This window comes from Neorhizobium lilium (assembly GCF_004053875.1).
GTDB classification, from domain to species: domain Bacteria; phylum Pseudomonadota; class Alphaproteobacteria; order Rhizobiales; family Rhizobiaceae; genus Neorhizobium; species Neorhizobium lilii.
In genome coordinates, this window is the sequence record NZ_SBIP01000004.1 from 137,681 (window position 1) to 154,405 (window position 16,725).

Annotated in this window: 15 protein-coding genes and 1 riboswitch; of the genes, 4 read left to right on the forward strand and 11 right to left on the reverse strand. The window is 61.9% G+C overall.

Annotation, left to right across the window (positions count from 1 at the left end; genetic code table 11):
• Nucleotides 1-2 precede the first annotated feature (2 nt).
• Entirely contained in the window at nt 3-845 is an 843-nt protein-coding gene (locus EPK99_RS17530) for an ABC transporter ATP-binding protein (RefSeq protein ID WP_128444388.1), read from the reverse strand.
• A complete protein-coding gene (locus EPK99_RS17535; protein ID WP_128444389.1) occupies nt 845-1,987 on the reverse strand; it encodes an ABC transporter permease in 1,143 nt (380 codons plus the stop codon). Before EPK99_RS17535 ends, EPK99_RS17530 begins: the two co-directional genes overlap by 1 nt.
• 114 nt (nt 1,988-2,101) lie before the next feature.
• On the opposite strand from EPK99_RS17535, the gene dgcA reads away from it, so the two are divergent.
• Nucleotides 2,102-3,085 carry an N-acetyl-D-Glu racemase DgcA gene (gene dgcA / locus EPK99_RS17540; protein WP_128444390.1) on the forward strand — a complete coding sequence of 328 codons (984 nt, stop codon included), beginning with the start codon at nt 2,102-2,104 and terminating at the stop codon, nt 3,083-3,085.
• Here the strand turns inward: dgcA and EPK99_RS17545 are convergent.
• Both EPK99_RS17545 and EPK99_RS17550 read right to left on the reverse strand, forming a co-directional pair.
• Nucleotides 3,055-4,242: an MFS transporter gene (locus EPK99_RS17545; protein WP_128444391.1), complete on the reverse strand. Its 1,188-nt coding sequence runs from the start codon at nt 4,240-4,242 to the stop codon at nt 3,055-3,057. The two genes, dgcA and EPK99_RS17545, sit on opposite strands and share 31 nt — an antisense overlap.
• A 102-nt stretch (nt 4,243-4,344) precedes the next feature.
• Nucleotides 4,345-5,160, reverse strand: coding sequence for a UDP-2,3-diacylglucosamine diphosphatase (locus tag EPK99_RS17550; protein WP_128444392.1), 816 nt, complete (start codon nt 5,158-5,160; stop codon nt 4,345-4,347).
• A gap of 179 nt (nt 5,161-5,339) precedes the next feature.
• On the opposite strand from EPK99_RS17550, the gene EPK99_RS17555 reads away from it, so the two are divergent.
• Together EPK99_RS17555 and EPK99_RS17560 are read left to right on the forward strand one after the other, a co-directional pair.
• A complete protein-coding gene (locus tag EPK99_RS17555; protein ID WP_128444393.1) occupies nt 5,340-7,661 on the forward strand; it encodes an NADP-dependent malic enzyme in 2,322 nt (773 codons plus the stop codon).
• A gap of 88 nt (nt 7,662-7,749) precedes the next feature.
• Nucleotides 7,750-8,424, forward strand: coding sequence for a hypothetical protein (locus EPK99_RS17560; RefSeq protein WP_128444394.1), 675 nt, complete (start codon nt 7,750-7,752; stop codon nt 8,422-8,424).
• A gap of 12 nt (nt 8,425-8,436) precedes the next feature.
• On the opposite strand, the gene bluB is transcribed toward EPK99_RS17560, so the two are convergent.
• The 4 genes from bluB to EPK99_RS17580 form a co-directional block, all read right to left on the reverse strand.
• On the reverse strand, nt 8,437-9,126 hold the full coding sequence (gene bluB / locus EPK99_RS17565) for a 5,6-dimethylbenzimidazole synthase (RefSeq protein ID WP_128444395.1): 690 nt from the start codon (nt 9,124-9,126) through the stop codon (nt 8,437-8,439).
• A 74-nt stretch (nt 9,127-9,200) separates the two neighbouring features.
• Nucleotides 9,201-9,379: riboswitch (cobalamin riboswitch) on the reverse strand.
• 26 nt (nt 9,380-9,405) lie between these two features.
• Nucleotides 9,406-10,236 (reverse strand): TolB family protein, encoded by an 831-nt coding sequence (locus EPK99_RS17570; protein ID WP_128444999.1) that lies wholly within the window; start codon nt 10,234-10,236, stop codon nt 9,406-9,408.
• An 11-nt stretch (nt 10,237-10,247) separates the two neighbouring features.
• On the reverse strand, nt 10,248-10,658 hold the full coding sequence (locus tag EPK99_RS17575) for a GFA family protein (protein ID WP_128444396.1): 411 nt from the start codon (nt 10,656-10,658) through the stop codon (nt 10,248-10,250).
• Between the two features lie 173 nt (nt 10,659-10,831).
• Nucleotides 10,832-12,205 (reverse strand): class II 3-deoxy-7-phosphoheptulonate synthase, encoded by a 1,374-nt coding sequence (locus EPK99_RS17580; protein WP_128444397.1) that lies wholly within the window; start codon nt 12,203-12,205, stop codon nt 10,832-10,834.
• 243 nt (nt 12,206-12,448) lie between these two features.
• On the opposite strand from EPK99_RS17580, the gene EPK99_RS17585 reads away from it, so the two are divergent.
• Nucleotides 12,449-13,759: a TadE/TadG family type IV pilus assembly protein gene (locus tag EPK99_RS17585; RefSeq protein ID WP_128444398.1), complete on the forward strand. Its 1,311-nt coding sequence runs from the start codon at nt 12,449-12,451 to the stop codon at nt 13,757-13,759.
• A gap of 6 nt (nt 13,760-13,765) precedes the next feature.
• On the opposite strand, the gene gor is transcribed toward EPK99_RS17585, so the two are convergent.
• The 3 genes from gor to rpiA form a co-directional block, all read right to left on the reverse strand.
• The gene (gor, locus tag EPK99_RS17590) at nt 13,766-15,154 is read right to left on the reverse strand and encodes a glutathione-disulfide reductase (RefSeq protein WP_128444399.1); all 1,389 of its coding nucleotides are present in this window, start codon (nt 15,152-15,154) and stop codon (nt 13,766-13,768) included.
• Nucleotides 15,155-15,268: 114 nt separating this feature from the next.
• Nucleotides 15,269-15,928 (reverse strand): DUF2059 domain-containing protein, encoded by a 660-nt coding sequence (locus tag EPK99_RS17595; RefSeq protein WP_128444400.1) that lies wholly within the window; start codon nt 15,926-15,928, stop codon nt 15,269-15,271.
• A 17-nt stretch (nt 15,929-15,945) separates the two neighbouring features.
• Entirely contained in the window at nt 15,946-16,641 is a 696-nt protein-coding gene (rpiA, locus tag EPK99_RS17600) for a ribose-5-phosphate isomerase RpiA (RefSeq protein WP_128444401.1), read from the reverse strand.
• Nucleotides 16,642-16,725 lie beyond the last annotated feature (84 nt).

Genomic DNA, 16,725 nt, shown 5'->3' on the forward strand with positions numbered 1-16,725 from the left:
GGCTACTTCTCTACTTGCCGGTGGGCAGGTTGTTCATTGGTCACGACAGAACGCGCGCGCTTGCCGCGGAAATAGGACTGAACCCACGGATCGTCAAAGGCGAACATATCCTTAAGCGTACCTTCCACCAATACCCGCTTCTGACCGAGAACAGCAATACGGTCACAAACGGAAAACAGGCTGTCGAGGTCGTGGGTCACCATGTAGACCGTCAACCCCAGCGTATCACGCAAACGGGCAATCAGCGCATCGAAATCCGCCGCCCCGATAGGGTCCAGTCCCGATGTGGGTTCATCGAGAAAAACGAGGTCCGGGTCGAGCGCAAGCGCCCGCGCCAGAGCGGCTCGCTTGATCATGCCGCCCGAGAGCTCCGAGGGGTACTTGTCGCCGGCATCCGGCGGCAGGCCGACCATTTCGAGTTTCAGATAAGCAAGCTCGTCCATCAGCGACTGCGGCAGGTCCAGATATTCCCGCATGGGCAGCTGGATATTCTCCTTGACCGTCAGGGCCGAGAAGAGCGCGCCGTGCTGGAAAAGCACGCCGAGGCGAGTATCGAGCGCGACGCGCTGTTCATCATCTGCCGTGGCATAATCGACACCGAGGATTTCGATCGTACCGGATCTTTGGGGAAGCAGCCGCAGCACGGTGCGCATGAGCACGGACTTGCCCGTTCCGGACGCACCGACGAAGCCGAGAATCTCGCCGCGATAGATATCGAGGTTCAGTTTGTCCAATACCAGATTGTTGCCGAAACCGACTGTCAGGTCCCGCACCGAAAGCACCACCTTGCGGTCGTCTTGCGACTTCGCTTCCGTTGTCTGCGGTTGGTCCAATTCGGTCTCCATCAGAAATCGATCGCGGAATAGAAGACCGCAAAGAAAGCGTCGAGCGCGATGACGGCGAAGATCGCCTTCACGACGGAAGCCGTCACATGGCTACCGAGCGATTCGGCGCTTCCCCCGACCTTCATGCCCTCGACGGCTGCGACGATGCCGATGACCAGCGCCATGAACGGTGCCTTGATCATGCCGGCTGCAACAGAGCTGTGATCGACAGCCTCGTGCAGGCGCGAAAGATAGGTGTCGAAGGTGATGCCGGAATAGGTGTAGGCCACCACCGCAGCACCGTACAGTGCCGAGAAATTGGCGATGATCGTCAGCAGCGGCAGAGCCACGGTGAGCGCGACGAGACGTGGGAAGATGAGGACGCCGATCGGGTTGAGGCCAATAACGGTGAGCGCGTCGATCTCTTCGCGCATCTTCATGGAGCCGATTTCGGCGGTGATGGCGCTGCCCGAGCGGCCGGCGATCATGATCGATGTCAGCAGGACGCCGATCTCGCGCAGCTGCAGAATGCCGACCAGATCCACGACGAAAATTTCGGCGCCGAAATAGCGCAGCTGGAACGCACCCTGCTGGGCGATGATCGCGCCGATCAGGAAGGACATGAGCACGATGATCGGCACGGCCCGCACTCCCATGCGGTCGATATGAGTAACCACCGATGCGGGTGAAACACCGGAGCCTCGGCCGAATTTCAGCTGCGCGCCCCGCACGGCCGAGCCAAGAATGTGCATGGCGGCATAAAAGTCGCCGCCGAGATCGACCATCATGCGACCGAGAGGCGTAAAGGCTTTCTCGAACAGAGGGCGGCGGTCGGCACCGGCGGGCGGCGGAACGGGCGCCTCTTCCGGCATGACATCGATGAGTTCCTGGACCGTCCCTCCGACGCCGGTCAATACCGCCTCGCGGCCCTGATGGGCCTTTGCGCTCATCAGGCGGCGAACGAGCCAGGCGCCGGCCGTGTCGATCCCCTCAATGCCGGAAAGGTCGATCTCCAACCTGCCCTGCCCCTCGGCTTTTTCCAGCTGCTCGAATTCCTTGAGCGTCTTGCCGATGGAGTGGTTGCGCCATTCACCTGTCAGAACGTAACGTTCGCCGCCATCAGGCGCATTCTCGGCTTTGATCTCGGCTGACTTGGTCGCCACGGATTGTTTCGCTTGTATTCGAAGGGGTTGGGCTGTGACCAGGTTGATCGCAGATCGAAGAACCGCAATATAGCCACCCCGATCAGATTTGCCACGATCCGCAATGGAAAACCTATGACGCGTCACCTTGAAGCAACAATCGAGAGTTTTCCGATCGCCGGCATCTTCACGATCTCCCGGGGATCGAAGACGCAGGCGGACGTCATCACCTGCACGATAACGGAGAACGGCGTGGCGGGTCGCGGCGAGTGCGTGCCCTATCGCCGCTATGGCGAAAGCCTGGAGGGTGTACTGGCAGATATGGAAGCCGCAGCGGACGCCGTGCGCAACGGCCTTTCCCGCCAGGACCTGCAGCGGCAGATGAAGCCGGGTGCCGCACGCAACGCCATCGATTGCGCCCTGTGGGATCTTGAAGCGAAGCAAAGCGGCCAGCGCGTGGCACAGACGATCGGTGCCACGGCGGACACTCCTCTGGTCACCGCCTTCACCCTGTCGCTTGGCGAGCCGAACGCCATGGCTGCCGAAGCTCGCAAGCATGCCGGCCGGCCGCTGCTGAAGGTCAAGCTCGGCACGGACAACGACGAGCCGCGCCTGCGGGCCGTGCGAGAAGCAGCTCCGGCGTCGCGAATCATCCTGGACGCCAATGAGGGCTGGACGGGGGAGAATATCGAGCGACACATGGCGCTTGCGTTGGAACTCGGCATATCCCTGATCGAACAACCCCTTCCGGCGGGCCGGGATGCCGCACTTGCCACCATCCGCCGTCTCGTGCCGGTCTGTGCCGACGAGAGCGTTCACGCGACGGCAGATCTCGAGAACCTCCGTGACCGGTATGATGCGGTCAATATCAAGCTGGACAAGACGGGCGGGCTGACGGAAGCACTGATCATGAAGGCAGAGGCGCAGCGTCTGGGCTTTGCGATCATGGTCGGCTGCATGGTCGGCACGTCACTTGCCATGGCGCCGGCCGTGCTTCTGGCGCAGGGCACTGATTACGCCGATCTGGACGGGCCGCTGCTTCTCGCCAACGATCGTCCGGAAGGGCTGACATATGAAGGTTCGCTGGTCTACCCGCCTGACCCGCTTCTCTGGGGCTGAAGCCTTGCCGCAAGGCTGATCGTCGCCAGCCCCGCCAGCGCAATCAGCGACATGCCGAGGAAACCGAACCCGCCGAACTGCTTGTAGAGCAGGCCTGATGCCAGTGTGGACAGGCCCAGCAGCGCGCCGCCATAGAAGACATAGGCGCCCTGCACCGACGCTTCCTGATCCTCCCGCACCGATTCGACCAACCTGTGCTGCAGTCCAAGATGAACCAGCGCGAAGGTCAGCGCGTGGGACAACTGGAGAGCCAGCGTACCCCATAGCCCGAGCGGCAACGGGAAGAGCGCCCAGCGGATCACGGACGCGACGCATCCCCAGCGCATCAGGGTCCAGGGCGAGACCCGCCTTGCAATCCAGCCGGACGAAAAGAAGACTAGGATTTCCGCAACCACGCCTGCGCTCCACAATACCCCGATCGTGCTGCTGGAAAGCCCTGCCTGCTGCCAGTACAGCGTGCTGAAGGCGTAATACATGCCGTGGCTTGCCTGGATGAGTGCGGCTCCCAGCATCAGCACATGCAGATGGAGAGGAGTGCGGCGGGCGGATGCCGACGCGCTTTGGGCTGCAGGCAGCGGCAGCGGCGTCCCGAGCTTGGGCGCGGCAAAGGCCACCGCCAGTGTTACGAGAAAGGTCACGACGAGAGCCGACGGCACGATGCCTGCACCCCAGATGCCGATCAGTTCGCCCACCGCAAGCGTAACTGCCACGAAGCCGATCGAGCCCCAGACGCGCATGGCGCCATATTCGAAGCCCCAGCGACGCACGCCTGTCACGGTGATCGCTTCGACGATCGGCGGATAAGGCGCGAAGACCGCAGCCTGCAGGCCGAAGACGATCAGCACCGGCCAGAAATTGGTGGTGCCGAACAGCATGACGGCGGTGATCAGGGACAGGATCGCCGACCAGGCCAGCATGCTGCTGCGTTCCGTCATCCGGTCCGCAAGCATGCCGGCAAACGGTGCGGCTGCCACCCGCAGGATCATCTGCGCGGCGAGCACGATGCCGATCTCAAAGGAACTGAAGGCCAGGCCTTGAAGCCAGACCGGAAAATAAGGGAGGATCACCCCGTTCACGGCAACCGCCGCGCCATAGGCGAGCGCACAGCGCAAGGGAAAAAGCCGAGGCGGCGAGAGCGCCTGATCTGCAGATGTCACGGAAACACGGAGAGTTGCGAAGGGATTCGCTTTGCTAGCACGGATCGCCGCGTGATTCCTATGCCAAGAACTGGCCGCCGACGCGATCCGCCAGAGGTCGCCCTATGCAGCCTGCATGCTGTTTGCAGACACGGGGCCGGGAAGCAGGGTGATTTCCGCCGTTTCGGAAATCTGTCCCCAGGTGATGAGTTCCAGCGTCCCGTCGTGATGCTCGGCAATCGCCGTACAGCTCTCCACCCAGTCACCGGTATTGACGTAGTGGATGCCGTCTATGTCCTCCATCACCGCGTGATGGATATGGCCGCAGATGACGCCCTCGACGTGGTTGCGGCGCGCTTCCTCTGCCACCACCCGCTGGAATTCGCCGATGAAGTTGACCGCATGCTTGACCTGCAGCTTTGCCCAGGCCGAAAACGACCAGTAGGGCATGCCGAGCTTGCGGCGTACGGCGGCCAGCACGACATTGATGGCGATGGCAGCGTCATAGGCCCAGTCGCCGAGATAGGCCAGCAGGCGGGCATTGCGCACCACTACGTCGAATTCGTCGCCATGCAGGACGAGGTATTTCTTGCCGTCGGCCATTTCGTGGATGGCGCGTTCTGCGACTTCGATGCCGCCGAAATGCGTGCCGGGGAAAGACCGGAGGAATTCGTCGTGATTGCCCGGGATGTAGACGATCCGCGTTCCCTTGCGGGCCTTGCGCAACAGTTTCTGGACCACGTCATTGCAGTTCTGCGGCCAGTACCAGCTGCGCTTCAACCGCCAGCCGTCGATGATGTCGCCGACGAGGAAGATCGTGTCCGCTTCGTGATAGCGAAGGAAGTCCAGCAGGAAATCCGTACGCGCTGCCTTGGAGCCCAGATGGACGTCCGAGATGAACAGTGTCCTGAAATGCTTCGGCTGAACTGTACCGGTCACGGAAGTCTTCCTCTCGTCGCCGCGGGATGACATTTCAAAATCAGACTCGTGTTTCAGGATGATGACAGGGGCGTCGGCTGGCAGCGGCGCGTCGCGGTGCGGCTGCGCAAGTTGAGGGTGGACCCTCCGCTCATTTGTAGTATTGAGGGAACCTTCCGGAACAGAAGACCGAGCTTGAAATGACATCCATTCCGTCGCAACCCACGTCCAGCTCAGAGACGCCTGGCGATCTCGACGAGCAGGCGCTGTTTTATCACCGCTATCCCCGCCCCGGCAAACTGGAGATCCAGGCGACCAAGCCGCTCGGCAACCAGCGGGATCTGGCGCTTGCCTATTCCCCAGGCGTTGCCGCTCCGTGCCTGGCGATCAGGGACAATCCGGAGATGGCAGCCGAATATACCGCGCGCGCCAATCTCGTCGCCGTCATTTCCAACGGTTCGGCGGTTCTCGGTCTGGGCAATATCGGCCCGCTCGCCTCCAAGCCCGTCATGGAGGGCAAGGCCGTCCTCTTCAAGAAATTCGCCGGCATCGACGTGTTCGACATCGAGATCGATGCGCCCGGCATCGACGCCATGGTTTCCACGGTTGCGGCATTGGAGCCCACATTCGGCGGCATCAACCTCGAGGACATCAAGGCGCCGGAATGCTTCGACGTGGAGCGGCGCCTTCGCGAGAAGATGAACATTCCGGTCTTCCACGACGACCAGCATGGCACGGCCATCATCGTCGCGGCCGCGATCGTCAACGGTCTGGAACTGGCAGGAAAGAAGATCGAGGACGTCAAGATCGTCACCTCGGGCGCAGGCGCTGCAGCACTCGCCTGTTTGCATCTGCTGGTCTCGCTTGGCGCCCGGAAGGAAAACATCTGGGTTCATGACATCGAAGGGCTCGTCTACGAAGGACGTGTCGAGCTGATGGACGAATGGAAATCGCTCTACGCCCAGAAGAGCGACAACAGGGTGCTTGCCGACAGCATCGGCGGCGCCGACGTGTTTCTCGGCCTGTCCGCGGCCGGGGTCCTGAAGCCCGAACTGCTGGTGCAGATGGCGCCCAATCCGCTGATCATGGCGCTTGCCAATCCCAAGCCGGAGATCATGCCGGAACTCGCCCGCGCCGCACGGCCCGATGCGATGATCTGTACCGGTCGCTCGGACTTCCCCAACCAGGTCAACAACGTCCTCTGCTTCCCCTATATTTTCAGGGGTGCGCTTGATTGTGGTGCGCGCACGATCAACGAGGACATGAAGATGGCCGCCGTGAAGGCCATTGCGGCTCTTGCGCGCGAAGAGGTCTCGGACGTTGCCGCCCGCGCCTATTCCGGCGAGACACCGATCTTCGGACCGAACTACCTCATCCCCTCGCCCTTCGATCCCCGCCTTATCCTGCGCATTGCGCCGGCCGTTGCCCGCGCCGCTGCCGAATCGGGCGTGGCTGCCCGTCCGATCCAGGACTTCGAGGCCTATCTCGACCAGCTGAACCGCTTCGTGTGGCGCTCCGGTTTCGTGATGAAGCCGATCTTTGCGGCTGCCAAGGATGCGGACAAGAAGCGGGTCATCTTTGCGGAAGGCGAGGACGAACGCGTGCTGCGCGCCGCCCAGGTTCTGCTGGAGGAAAAGACGGCGGTTCCGATACTGATCGGCCGCCCTTCGGTCATCGAGGCGCGTCTGAAGCGCTTCGGCATCCGCATTCGCCCGGACGTGGATTTCCAGGTGGTGAACCCGGAAGACGATCCGCGCTACCGTCAGTATGTCGATGACTACATCGCGCTGGTCGGCCGCCAGGGTATCAACCCCGAAGCTGCCCGCACCATCGTGCGCACCAACAACACGGTGATCGGTGCCCTGTCGGTGAAACGTGGCGAAGCCGACGCGCTGATCTGCGGCGCCGAAGGCCGCTACGACCGGCACCTGCGCGACATCAACCAGATCATCGGCAAGCGGTCGGGCGTCTGCGCGCTGTCGGGCCTCAGCCTGATCATTTCCCAGCGCGGCGCGGTCTTCTTCACCGACACCTTCGTGAACTACAATCCGACCGCGCGGGAGATTGCCGAAATCACGGTCCTGGCCGCTGAGGAAGTCAGGCGCTTCGGCATCGTGCCGAAGGCTGCCCTGATCTGCCACTCGAATTTCGGCTCGCGCAATTCCGAAAGCGCGTCGAAGATGCGCGAAGCTCTGGGGATTGTCCGCGAACGCGCTCCGGATCTGGAAGTGGACGGGGAAATGCAGGCGGGCTCGGCACTTTCGGAGACGCTTCGGAAACGTGCCATACCCAATAGCGCCCTGACCGGCGAGGCCAATCTGCTCGTCTTCCCGAACCTTGACGCCGCCAACATTTCGCTCGGCATTGCCCGGACCATGATGGATGCGCTGCATGTGGGCCCGATCCTTCTCGGCGCGGCCCTGCCTGCCCACATCCTGTCGCCCTCCGTTACCTCACGCGGCGTCGTCAACCTTGCCGCTCTTGCGGTCGTGGAAGCGTCGCAGGGTATTGTCGTCGGATAAGTTGGGACAGGATGCCTCCCGCCTTATGGGTTTTTAACCTGCATGGCCTTAAGCTCCCGCCGACGTCATCGAGCGGGAGTTAAAATACGTGGATCTTCGCCAGCTGCTGGTCTCTGTGGTCGTCCTTTTGCCCCAGGCAGCCGTGGCGCGCGACATTGCTGCCTGCGCGGATCTCTATCGGCAATTGCGGAATACCCCCGAAATCATCGGCAATACCCAGGAAATACGCCGCTATGCCCAGGAGCTCGGGCAGAAGAATAACGACATCCGCAATTTGCGGACAGAGATGCGCCGCAACGGCTGCGGCGGCGGCAGCATCGTCAAGCTAGGGGGCGTTTCCGACGGCAATTGCGAGGACATGCGCCAGAACCTTCAGACACTCGAGTCCGAGCGCGAATCCCTGGTCGTGGAACGCCGCAATGGCATTGCACTCGTCCGCTCCACGGATGAGAGGACCCCTATTCTCGCGGCGATTCGCGAAAACAGCTGCATCCCTTCCGATCTTGAGGAACAGCAGCGGCAGGAAGAGGAAGAGCGGTTGAAGGTGCAGGGGCTCGAACTGCCCAAGGAGCAACCCTATTCCGGCATCGTCGATCTACGGGGCCGGCCGCAAAGGCAAACGGCCGCCGCCGGTCCGCCGCCAGTGCCCGACCGGCCTTATGATCCGAATAAGAAGGTCCGCACCGTCGGTCCTGTTTTCTTTCCCGAGGAAAGCATCGACCTGGCGCACCCGAGGCTCAGCGGCACCCAACCGCAGCAGTGATGGCTGTCACCCCTATGGGTTGTCCCGCCAGCCATCCTCGAAGATCAGATCCTCCAGAGGCAGGCGCTGCCGCCAGCCTTTCACCGCCAGTTCCGGGTCGCAATACAGCTCGTCCACATAGCCAAGGCAGAGCCAGGCGACGATCTCGATGCGCTCCGGGATGCCAAGGATGGCGCGGACATCCGTCTCTTCGAAGATGCTGACCCAGCCGACGCCCACGCCTTCCGCCCGCGCCGCAAGCCAGAGATTCTGCACCGCGCAGACGGTGGAGTAAACATCCATGCGCGGATTGTGGGTGCGGCCAAGCACCACCGGCCCAGCACGATCCGGATCGCAGGTGACGCAGATCGACAAGGGCGCCTTCCTGATCCCCTCCAGCTTGAGGCTGCGGTAGAGATCGCGGCGCTCCGGCGGAAACAGGGCGGCTGCATCTTCATTGGCGCGACTGAAAGCCTGCCACGCCCTCTCTCGCACGGTTGGGCTTCGCACGAGGATGAAGTTCCACGGCTGCATGAAGCCGACCGATGGGGCGGCATGGGCAGCGCGCAACAGGCGCATTACCAGATCGTCCGGCAAAGGATCCGGCCGGAACTGGTCGCGCACATCGCGCCGCGTCTCGATTGCCTTATAGACGGCGGCGCGTTCGCAACGGTCAAAAGGTGCTGCCGGTTGCAGCGCCGGAAAAACAGGTTCAGGTCGCATCGTTTATCCCAACAATGCCGTGTCCGACACGCCTTAATCGGTCGGACCGTCACAACCTGCCCGCCGTCCGCGCGGGTGGTCCATGATGCCAGGCCGGTCTTCTGACTTGGCGTCATCCGCAGGCTGCGCCTTCCCGGTTTCCCAGTGGCTTTGTCGCAGCAGCGTCGGCCTTACAGCGTTGGGCACGTTCCGGATCTTCCCCGGATTCCCGATTCTCCCGCTTGGCACGGGCACCTGACCGTGCAGTTATGCACCAGCCAAGCAGGCCCCGGCAAGCGCTCAAGCCTCTGGAAAATAGCGGACATAGGCGAATTCCTCGCCATCCGGCCCCCAGTTCGGCGAGTTCATCGTCCCCTGTCCGCCGAAGAGATCGAACAGCGTCTCCACATTGCCGCCATCCATGTCCATCAGCCTGATCCGGACGTTCAGATCGCGCGGATGGTCGAAGACATCACCGTCGTAGGAGAGGAAGACCACCTTGTCACCTTTCGGTGACGGATGGGGAAACCAGTCGCCATAGGGGCTGTCGGTCATGCGCTCCGCCTCGCCGCCCTCGGCGGGAACGCGCCAGATCTGCATGCACCCGCTGCGGCTGGAGTTGAAGTAGATCCAGCGCCCGTCGCCTGAAAAGTCAGGGCCGTCATTGCGACCCTCTCCGAAGGTCAGCCTCCTCTCCTCGCCGGCCTCCACGCCCATCGTGTAGATGTCAAAGACATTGTCCCGGATGCCGCAATAGGTGAAGCGCTGCCCGTCGGGCGACCAGCCGTGCCAGTAAGAGGGCAGGTTTTTCGTGACGAGCCTCGGCTCGCCGTAGCCTGCGGTCAGGACATAGATGGCTGTCTTGCCGAATTCCACCTTGTCAGAGATCGCGATGCAGGTCCCGTCCGGCGAGATGCCGTGATCGTTGTTGCAGCGCGTGGCAAAGCCGGTGTCTACGGCGACGGGCTCCGCATCACCCTCCAGCGACAAGCGATAGAGGCGGCCTTCGCTGTTCAGCATCAGGTAGTGGCCGTCCGGCGACCAATTGGGTGCCTCGAACAGCCGCTCCGTCTGCCATACCACGCGGTGCTGACGGGTGCGGATGTTGAAGGTCTCGACGGAACTGCGGATGGGCATGCGCTTCAGCCTGAGCTCGGGCGATCGCCGGGATAGCGCGGCGCTTGATCATCGGGAAGATCGTAGAAGTCGCCCCTGTCCGCGCAGTAGATGTGTTCGGCAACCTTCAGGCCGAGAGGCTGGTCGAAGGCGCCGGCCATGATGGAAATGTCGGGCGAACCATCCGCCTGCCAGAACAACGCCGAACCGCAGATGGAACAGAAGCCGCGATTGGCCGTCTCGCTTGCCCGATACCATTGCAGCCGGTCTTCGCCATGAAGCGTCAGGCGCTCCATGGAGGTTCGGGTTGCAACATAGTGGAGACCGGTCTGGCGACGGCATTGAGAGCAGTGGCAAGCCGTCAAACCCTCCAGCGGCCCTTCCGTCTCGAAGCTGATTGCGCCGCACAGGCACTGTCCGCGGTGGGTGTCTTGCACGCTCTTTCCTCCGTCAGGTTGCGGCCGCAGTCTTCCTTCACTTCGGCTAATCGTCAAACCGATTCCGTTCAATCTTCGAATGAATTTGGATTGACCCTGGCTCGAGGTTGGGGCTGCAAAAGGAAAGGCCGGCGTCTCCGCCGGCCTTTGGAAGTCCCGATTTATCAGCGATATCAGCCGTTGACGACCATCCGCTTTTCGTCGCGGCCACTCTTCATGCGCTCGGCCAGAAGGAATGCCAGCTCCAGCGCCTGATCCGCGTTGAGGCGCGGGTCGCAATGGGTGTGGTAGCGGTCCTGCAGATCGCCGGCCGTCACCGCACGGGCGCCGCCGGTGCATTCGGTCACGTCCTTGCCGGTCATCTCGATATGGATGCCGCCCGGATGCGTGCCCTCTGCCCGATGGATCTGGAAGAAGCTCTCCACTTCCGACAGTATCCGGTCGAAAGGCCGGGTCTTGTAGTTGTTGAGCGTGATGGTGTTGCCGTGCATCGGGTCGCAGGACCAGACGACCTTGCGGCCTTCCCGCTCCACGGCGCGCACGAGCTTGGGCAGGTGATCCGCCACCTTGTCGTAACCGAAACGGCAGATCAGCGTCAGGCGGCCGGCCTCGTCGGCCGGGTTCAGCGCGTCGATCAGCCTGATCAGCTCGTCCGGCTGCAGCGACGGGCCGCATTTCAGGCCGACCGGGTTCTTGATGCCGCGGAAATACTCCACATGAGCATGGTCGAGCTGACGGGTGCGGTCGCCGATCCAGATCATATGGCCGGAGGTCGCGTACCAGTCGCCGGTGGTCGAATCGACGCGAGTCAGCGCTTCTTCATAGCCAAGCAGCAGCGCTTCGTGGCTGGTGAAGAAATCCGTCTCGCGCAGGCTCGGATTGTTGTCCGCCGAGATGCCGACAGCCTGCATGAAGTCCATGGTTTCGCTGATGCGGTCGGCAAGCTTCCGGTAGCGCTCGCCCTGAGGCGAATCCTTGACGAAGCCCAGCATCCACCTGTGGACGTTTTCGAGGTTCGCGTAGCCACCCATAGCGAAAGCGCGCAGCAGATTCAGCGTTGCTGCCGACTGGCGATATGCGTCCAGCTGACGCTCCGGGTTGGGAATGCGCGAGGCTTCCGTGAAGTCGATGCCGTTGATGATGTCGCCGCGATAGCTCGGCAGCTCGATTGCACCCTGCTTCTCGATGTTGGAGGAGCGCGGCTTGGCGAACTGGCCGGCAATGCGCCCGACCTTCACCACCGGCAACTGGGCGCCGAATGTCAGCACCACGGCCATCTGCAGGAAGGCGCGGAAGAAGTCGCGGATATTGTCGGCGCCGTGTTCGGCGAAGCTTTCGGCGCAGTCGCCGCCCTGTAGCAGGAAGGCGTTGCCTTCCGCCACACTGGCGAGCTGCTTTTTCAGGCGGCGGGCCTCACCGGCAAAAACCAGCGGCGGAAAGGTTGCGAGCTGGGCTTCCGTTGCTGCCAAAGCAGCCGCGTCCGGAAAATCCGGAACCTGCTGGATCGGTTTGTGCCGCCAACTGTTCGGGGTCCAATTCTGTGCCATCTCGCTCACCTATCCCGCCTCGGCGGATTTGCCGGGCGTTGTCTTTCAATTTGAGCGGGGCTTATAAACCTTAACGAATGCCTTGCATAGCCGCTTCCTCAGGACCGTCTCAGCCGGCTTTAAGCGGCATTCTCTCACTCTTAAAAGACAGGATTTACTTGCGTTTTTTACGGCGGCGTTAAGCGGCATTTCACGTCTATAGGGCAATGTCAGATCATGATGGCAATGGGCGTGGGGGCAAGCATGCGTCGGTTCTTGAAAGAGCGCGGGGGCAACTTCGGCATAATGACGGCGTTGCTGCTCGTGCCACTCTGTGGGGCCGCCGGCCTCGTCATCGATTTCGGCCGGGCGCTTTCAGTGAAGTCAGAGCTGCAGGCGGCAGCCGATGCGGCCGCTGTTGGTGCCATTGCAGAAAAGTCCAAGGCGGTGGCGCAGGCTTTGACCTTGCCCGGCGACGGGACTGTCACGCTCGACCAGACGGAAGCCCGCAAGATCTTTTTCGGGCAGATGTCGAACGATCTTTCGGACGTGCCGGTCGATGTGGACATAGTGCTCACCAAGACCAACGGCATCATCACGTCCCGCGTCGCATTCAACGCCACGCTTCCCACGACATTCATGCGCGTGTTGGGCCGCGAACAGATCAGCGTCTCGGATGCCGCAACCGCCCAGTACCAGACACCGTCCTTCCTCGATTTCTACATGCTGCTGGACAATACGCCGTCCATGGGCGTGGGCGCGACACCGGCGGACGTCGCCAAGCTGCGGGCCGCCACCGTGAACGGCCGCAACGGTGCCGACAAGGACTGCGCCTTTGCCTGCCACGTGGTTTCCGAAGCCGGCGTGGAGGATAAGGGAAGCTATTACAACCTCGCAAAATCAATTGGCGCGACTATCCGCATCGACGTTGTCGCTGAAGCGGTATCCGCATTGATGGAGACGGCACAGGACAGCCAAACGGTGACCGGGCAGTTCCGAATGTCCGCCTACACGTTTGGAAAGACCGCACTGGACGCCGGTCTTTATACGGTCTCAACGCCTACGACGGATTTCAGCAGTGTCAGCAAGGCCACCTCCAAGATCGAGCTGATGAGTATTCCCAGCCACGACTATCCCAACAACCAGACCGATTATAATGCAGCGCTGACCGGCATCAACGACAAGATCAAGGCGACCGGAAGCGGTATCAGCAGCGCCGACCGCCAGGCCATCGTCTTTCTGGTCGCAGACGGCGTCGGCGATGCACCGCGCTCCAATTGCACCAAAAAACTCGCTGGCGGGCCTCGCTGCATGGAGCCGCTCAACACCCAATACTGCGATACGCTCAAGGGCCGGGGCATCAAGATCGCGGTGCTCTATACGACCTATCTGCCGCTGCCTGAGAACGGTTTCTACAATAGCTGGATCGCGCCCTTCCAAGCGGAGATTCCCAACAAGATGAAGAGTTGCGCGAGCTCGGGCTATTACTTCGAGGTGAGCCCCACCCAGGGAATTTCAGACGCCATGAACACGCTGTTCCACAAGATTGTCAGCACGCCGCGCATCACCAGTTGATGCGCCTCAGACGCGTTGGCCGTCTCTGATCCGGTAGCTCGGATTGTACATGGTCACCAGTTCCTCCGAGGCAGTCGGGTGCACCGCCATGGTGCGGTCGAAATCGTCCTTGGTGACACCGGCCTTGAGCGAGACACCCAGCAGCTGGGCCATTTCGCCTGCGTCATGACCGAGAATATGGGCGCCCACCACCTTGCGGCTCTCTGCATCCACGACCAGCTTCATGATGGTCTTCTCGGCTCGGCCGGACAGCGTCGCCTTCATTGGGCGGAACTCGGCGCGATAGATTTCCAGTTCCGGATAACGTGCCGCGGCTTCCTCCTCCGAAAGACCGACCGTGCCGATCTCCGGCTGCGAAAACACCGCGGTCGGAATCAGGTCGTAATCCGGCGATGTCGGGTTATTCCTGTAGACGGTCTCAATGAAGCACATGGCCTCGTGGATCGCGACCGGCGTCAGCTGGACCCGGTTGGTAACGTCGCCGAGCGCATAGATGTTCTCGACACTGGTGCGGGAGTACTTATCGACGACAACCGCGCCACGCTCGTCCACCGCGACACCCGCTGCATCGAGCCCCAAGCCTTTGGTGTTCGGATCGCGCCCCAGCGCCAGCATCACCGTATCAACGGCAATCGTCTCGCCGCACATGGTCTTGGCAATCAACCCGCCCGCCGGCGCCCGCGTGACCTCCTGGATCACATCGGTCAGAAGGATGCGGATGCCTTTTTCCACCATTGCCTTGTGCAGGCCCTGGCGCATGTCCTGATCGAAGCGCGACAGGATCTCCTGTCCGCGATAGATCAGCGTTGTATCGACGCCGAGGCCATGGAAGATATTGGCGAATTCGACCGCGATATAGCCGCCGCCGGCGATCAGGATGGAGCGCGGCAGTTCCGGCAGATGGAAGGCCTCGTTGGATGAAATGCAAAGTTCGTGGCCCGGCAGAGCCGCATGGGGATTGGGCGTTCCACCGGTCGCGATGACGATCTTGTCCGCCGTTACCGTCTTGCCCGTCTTCAGCAGCCTGACCGTATGCGCGTCGACAAGCTCAGCCCGCGTGGCAATGATTTCCGCGCCATTGTTCTCCAACCCGCGGCGGTAGAGACCTTCGAGACGCTCTATTTCCTTGTCCTTGGCAGCGATCAGCTTCTTCCAGTCGAAGCTTCGTTCACCGACCTCCCAGCCGAAACCGACGGCGTCCTCAAAGTGCTCGGTATATTGCGAGGCATAGACGAAGAGCTTCTTCGGCACGCAGCCACGGATGACGCAGGTTCCGCCGAAACGGTATTCCTCGGCGATCGCCACCCGCTTGCCAAGCGACGCGGCAACGCGGGCCGCCCTCACCCCGCCGGATCCGCCGCCAATGACAAAAAGGTCATAATCATAGGCAGCCATGGCATTCTCCTTTGGGCAGGCGGCGGGACGCAGCGCTCTGATATAGTGCCTGGCGCAGACAAGCAAAAGCCCGGATCGCTCCGGGCTTTGTCTAGATTGAGAAGATCCGAATGCTCAGGGCTTCGGCGCCGGGGGAACAGTGAGCTTGAGAGGTGCGCTCGGCTGCTTGCCAGCTGCCGGAGCGGCAGGCTTCTGGGTAGCGGGCTTGGCCGGAGCCGGCGTCGCTGCCGGTTCGGCAGGTGCAGGATCGGCGACAGGAGCCTGAACCGGAGTGGAATCGATGATGCCCTTCAGCTTGGCAGTGCTCTGATTGGTCAGGTCGCGTGAAATGCCGTTCGCCCAGATCTGGACCGCCTTGCCGAGTTCGCGGGAGACCAGCGGCTGATTGGTAAGAAGCTTCTTGCCGGTTTCGGTGTTGAAGAAGGTGGAGATCGCCTTCAGTTCTTCGGTGGTGAAGCTCTTGGCGTAAATCGTCGCGGCTTCCTTTTCGAGATCCGCACGACGCGGAGCGAGCGCGAGTGCCTGCGCATCCACGACGGAGGAAATCTGGGTCTGGTAGTTCGGGGATGCCTGGATGAACTGCCCCTTCAGGCGCTCAGCCACCGTGGGCAGGATGTTGTCGTAGAGGTCGGTCGCCTTCAGCGCGGCGATGGCGTCACGGGCGGCCGCAATCTGGGCGTCGGACACTTCCTGAGCGTGGGCCGACATGGTCATGGCGCCGGACAGGAGGATAGCGAGAGCGGCGGCACGGCCGAATACCGCGTGTTTGATCATGGGATGTCTGCTCCTAGTTATTTCGCCTTCAGCGTCCACGCACCCGCCTCGCCGGCGATGATCGCTAAAGACGCCATGTGAATGAAAAGCCCGTGTTCCAACACACCTGGGATGGAATTCAGTTCGCCAGAGAGAGCCTCTGCATCAGGAATACGGCCAAAAGATGCGTCGAAGATATAGTGGCCGCCATCGGTCGTGAAGACATCTTCGCCGCCTCTGCGCAGCTTGACCTCGCCGCTGAGCCCCAGCCGGGACGCCGCTTTCTCGATTGCGATGCGGGTCGCCTTGTGACCGAATGGATTGACCTCGATCGGCAGGGGAAAAGCGCCGAGCGTATTTACCAGCTTGCTTTCGTCGGCGATTACCAGCATCCGCGCCGAGGCCGCCGCGACGATCTTTTCGCGCAGGAGAGCACCGCCGCCACCCTTGACCAGGGTCAGATCGGCGTCAAGCTCGTCGGCGCCGTCGATCGTCAGGTCCAGTTCCGGCAGCTCGTCCAGCGACTTCAGCGGAATGCCGAGCTCCACGCATAGCCTCGCCGTCCGTTCCGAAGTAGGCACGCCCTGTATCCTCAGCCCGCCATGAACTTTTTCGGCAAGGAGACGTACGAACTCGTCGGCGGTCGAACCGGTGCCGATGCCGAGCCGCATTCCGTCTTCGACATGGGCCAGCGCCGCCTCGGCTGCCTTGACCTTCATTTCCCGGGCGTCCATCCGCCAGAAGCTCCCGCTGTTTCTTCGAGTGCTGTGTACACGCTGGTTTTCACAAGCGAAAGTCCCCTTTCCCGGTTTTGACGG

Excerpts from the sequence above, each read along its gene's own strand:
- EPK99_RS17530 (WP_128444388.1), bottom strand. The coding sequence starts at position 845 with ATGGAGACCGAATTGGACCAACCGCAGACAACGGAAGCGAAGTCGCAA.
- dgcA (WP_128444390.1), top strand. The coding sequence starts at position 2,102 with ATGACGCGTCACCTTGAAGCAACAATCGAGAGTTTTCCGATCGCCGGC.
- EPK99_RS17555 (WP_128444393.1), top strand. The coding sequence starts at position 5,340 with ATGACATCCATTCCGTCGCAACCCACGTCCAGCTCAGAGACGCCTGGC.
- bluB (WP_128444395.1), bottom strand. The coding sequence starts at position 9,126 with ATGCGACCTGAACCTGTTTTTCCGGCGCTGCAACCGGCAGCACCTTTT.
- EPK99_RS17580 (WP_128444397.1), bottom strand. The coding sequence starts at position 12,205 with ATGGCACAGAATTGGACCCCGAACAGTTGGCGGCACAAACCGATCCAG.
- EPK99_RS17585 (WP_128444398.1), top strand. The coding sequence starts at position 12,449 with ATGCGTCGGTTCTTGAAAGAGCGCGGGGGCAACTTCGGCATAATGACG.
- gor (WP_128444399.1), bottom strand. The coding sequence starts at position 15,154 with ATGGCTGCCTATGATTATGACCTTTTTGTCATTGGCGGCGGATCCGGC.
- EPK99_RS17595 (WP_128444400.1), bottom strand. The coding sequence starts at position 15,928 with ATGATCAAACACGCGGTATTCGGCCGTGCCGCCGCTCTCGCTATCCTC.
- rpiA (WP_128444401.1), bottom strand. The coding sequence starts at position 16,641 with ATGGACGCCCGGGAAATGAAGGTCAAGGCAGCCGAGGCGGCGCTGGCC.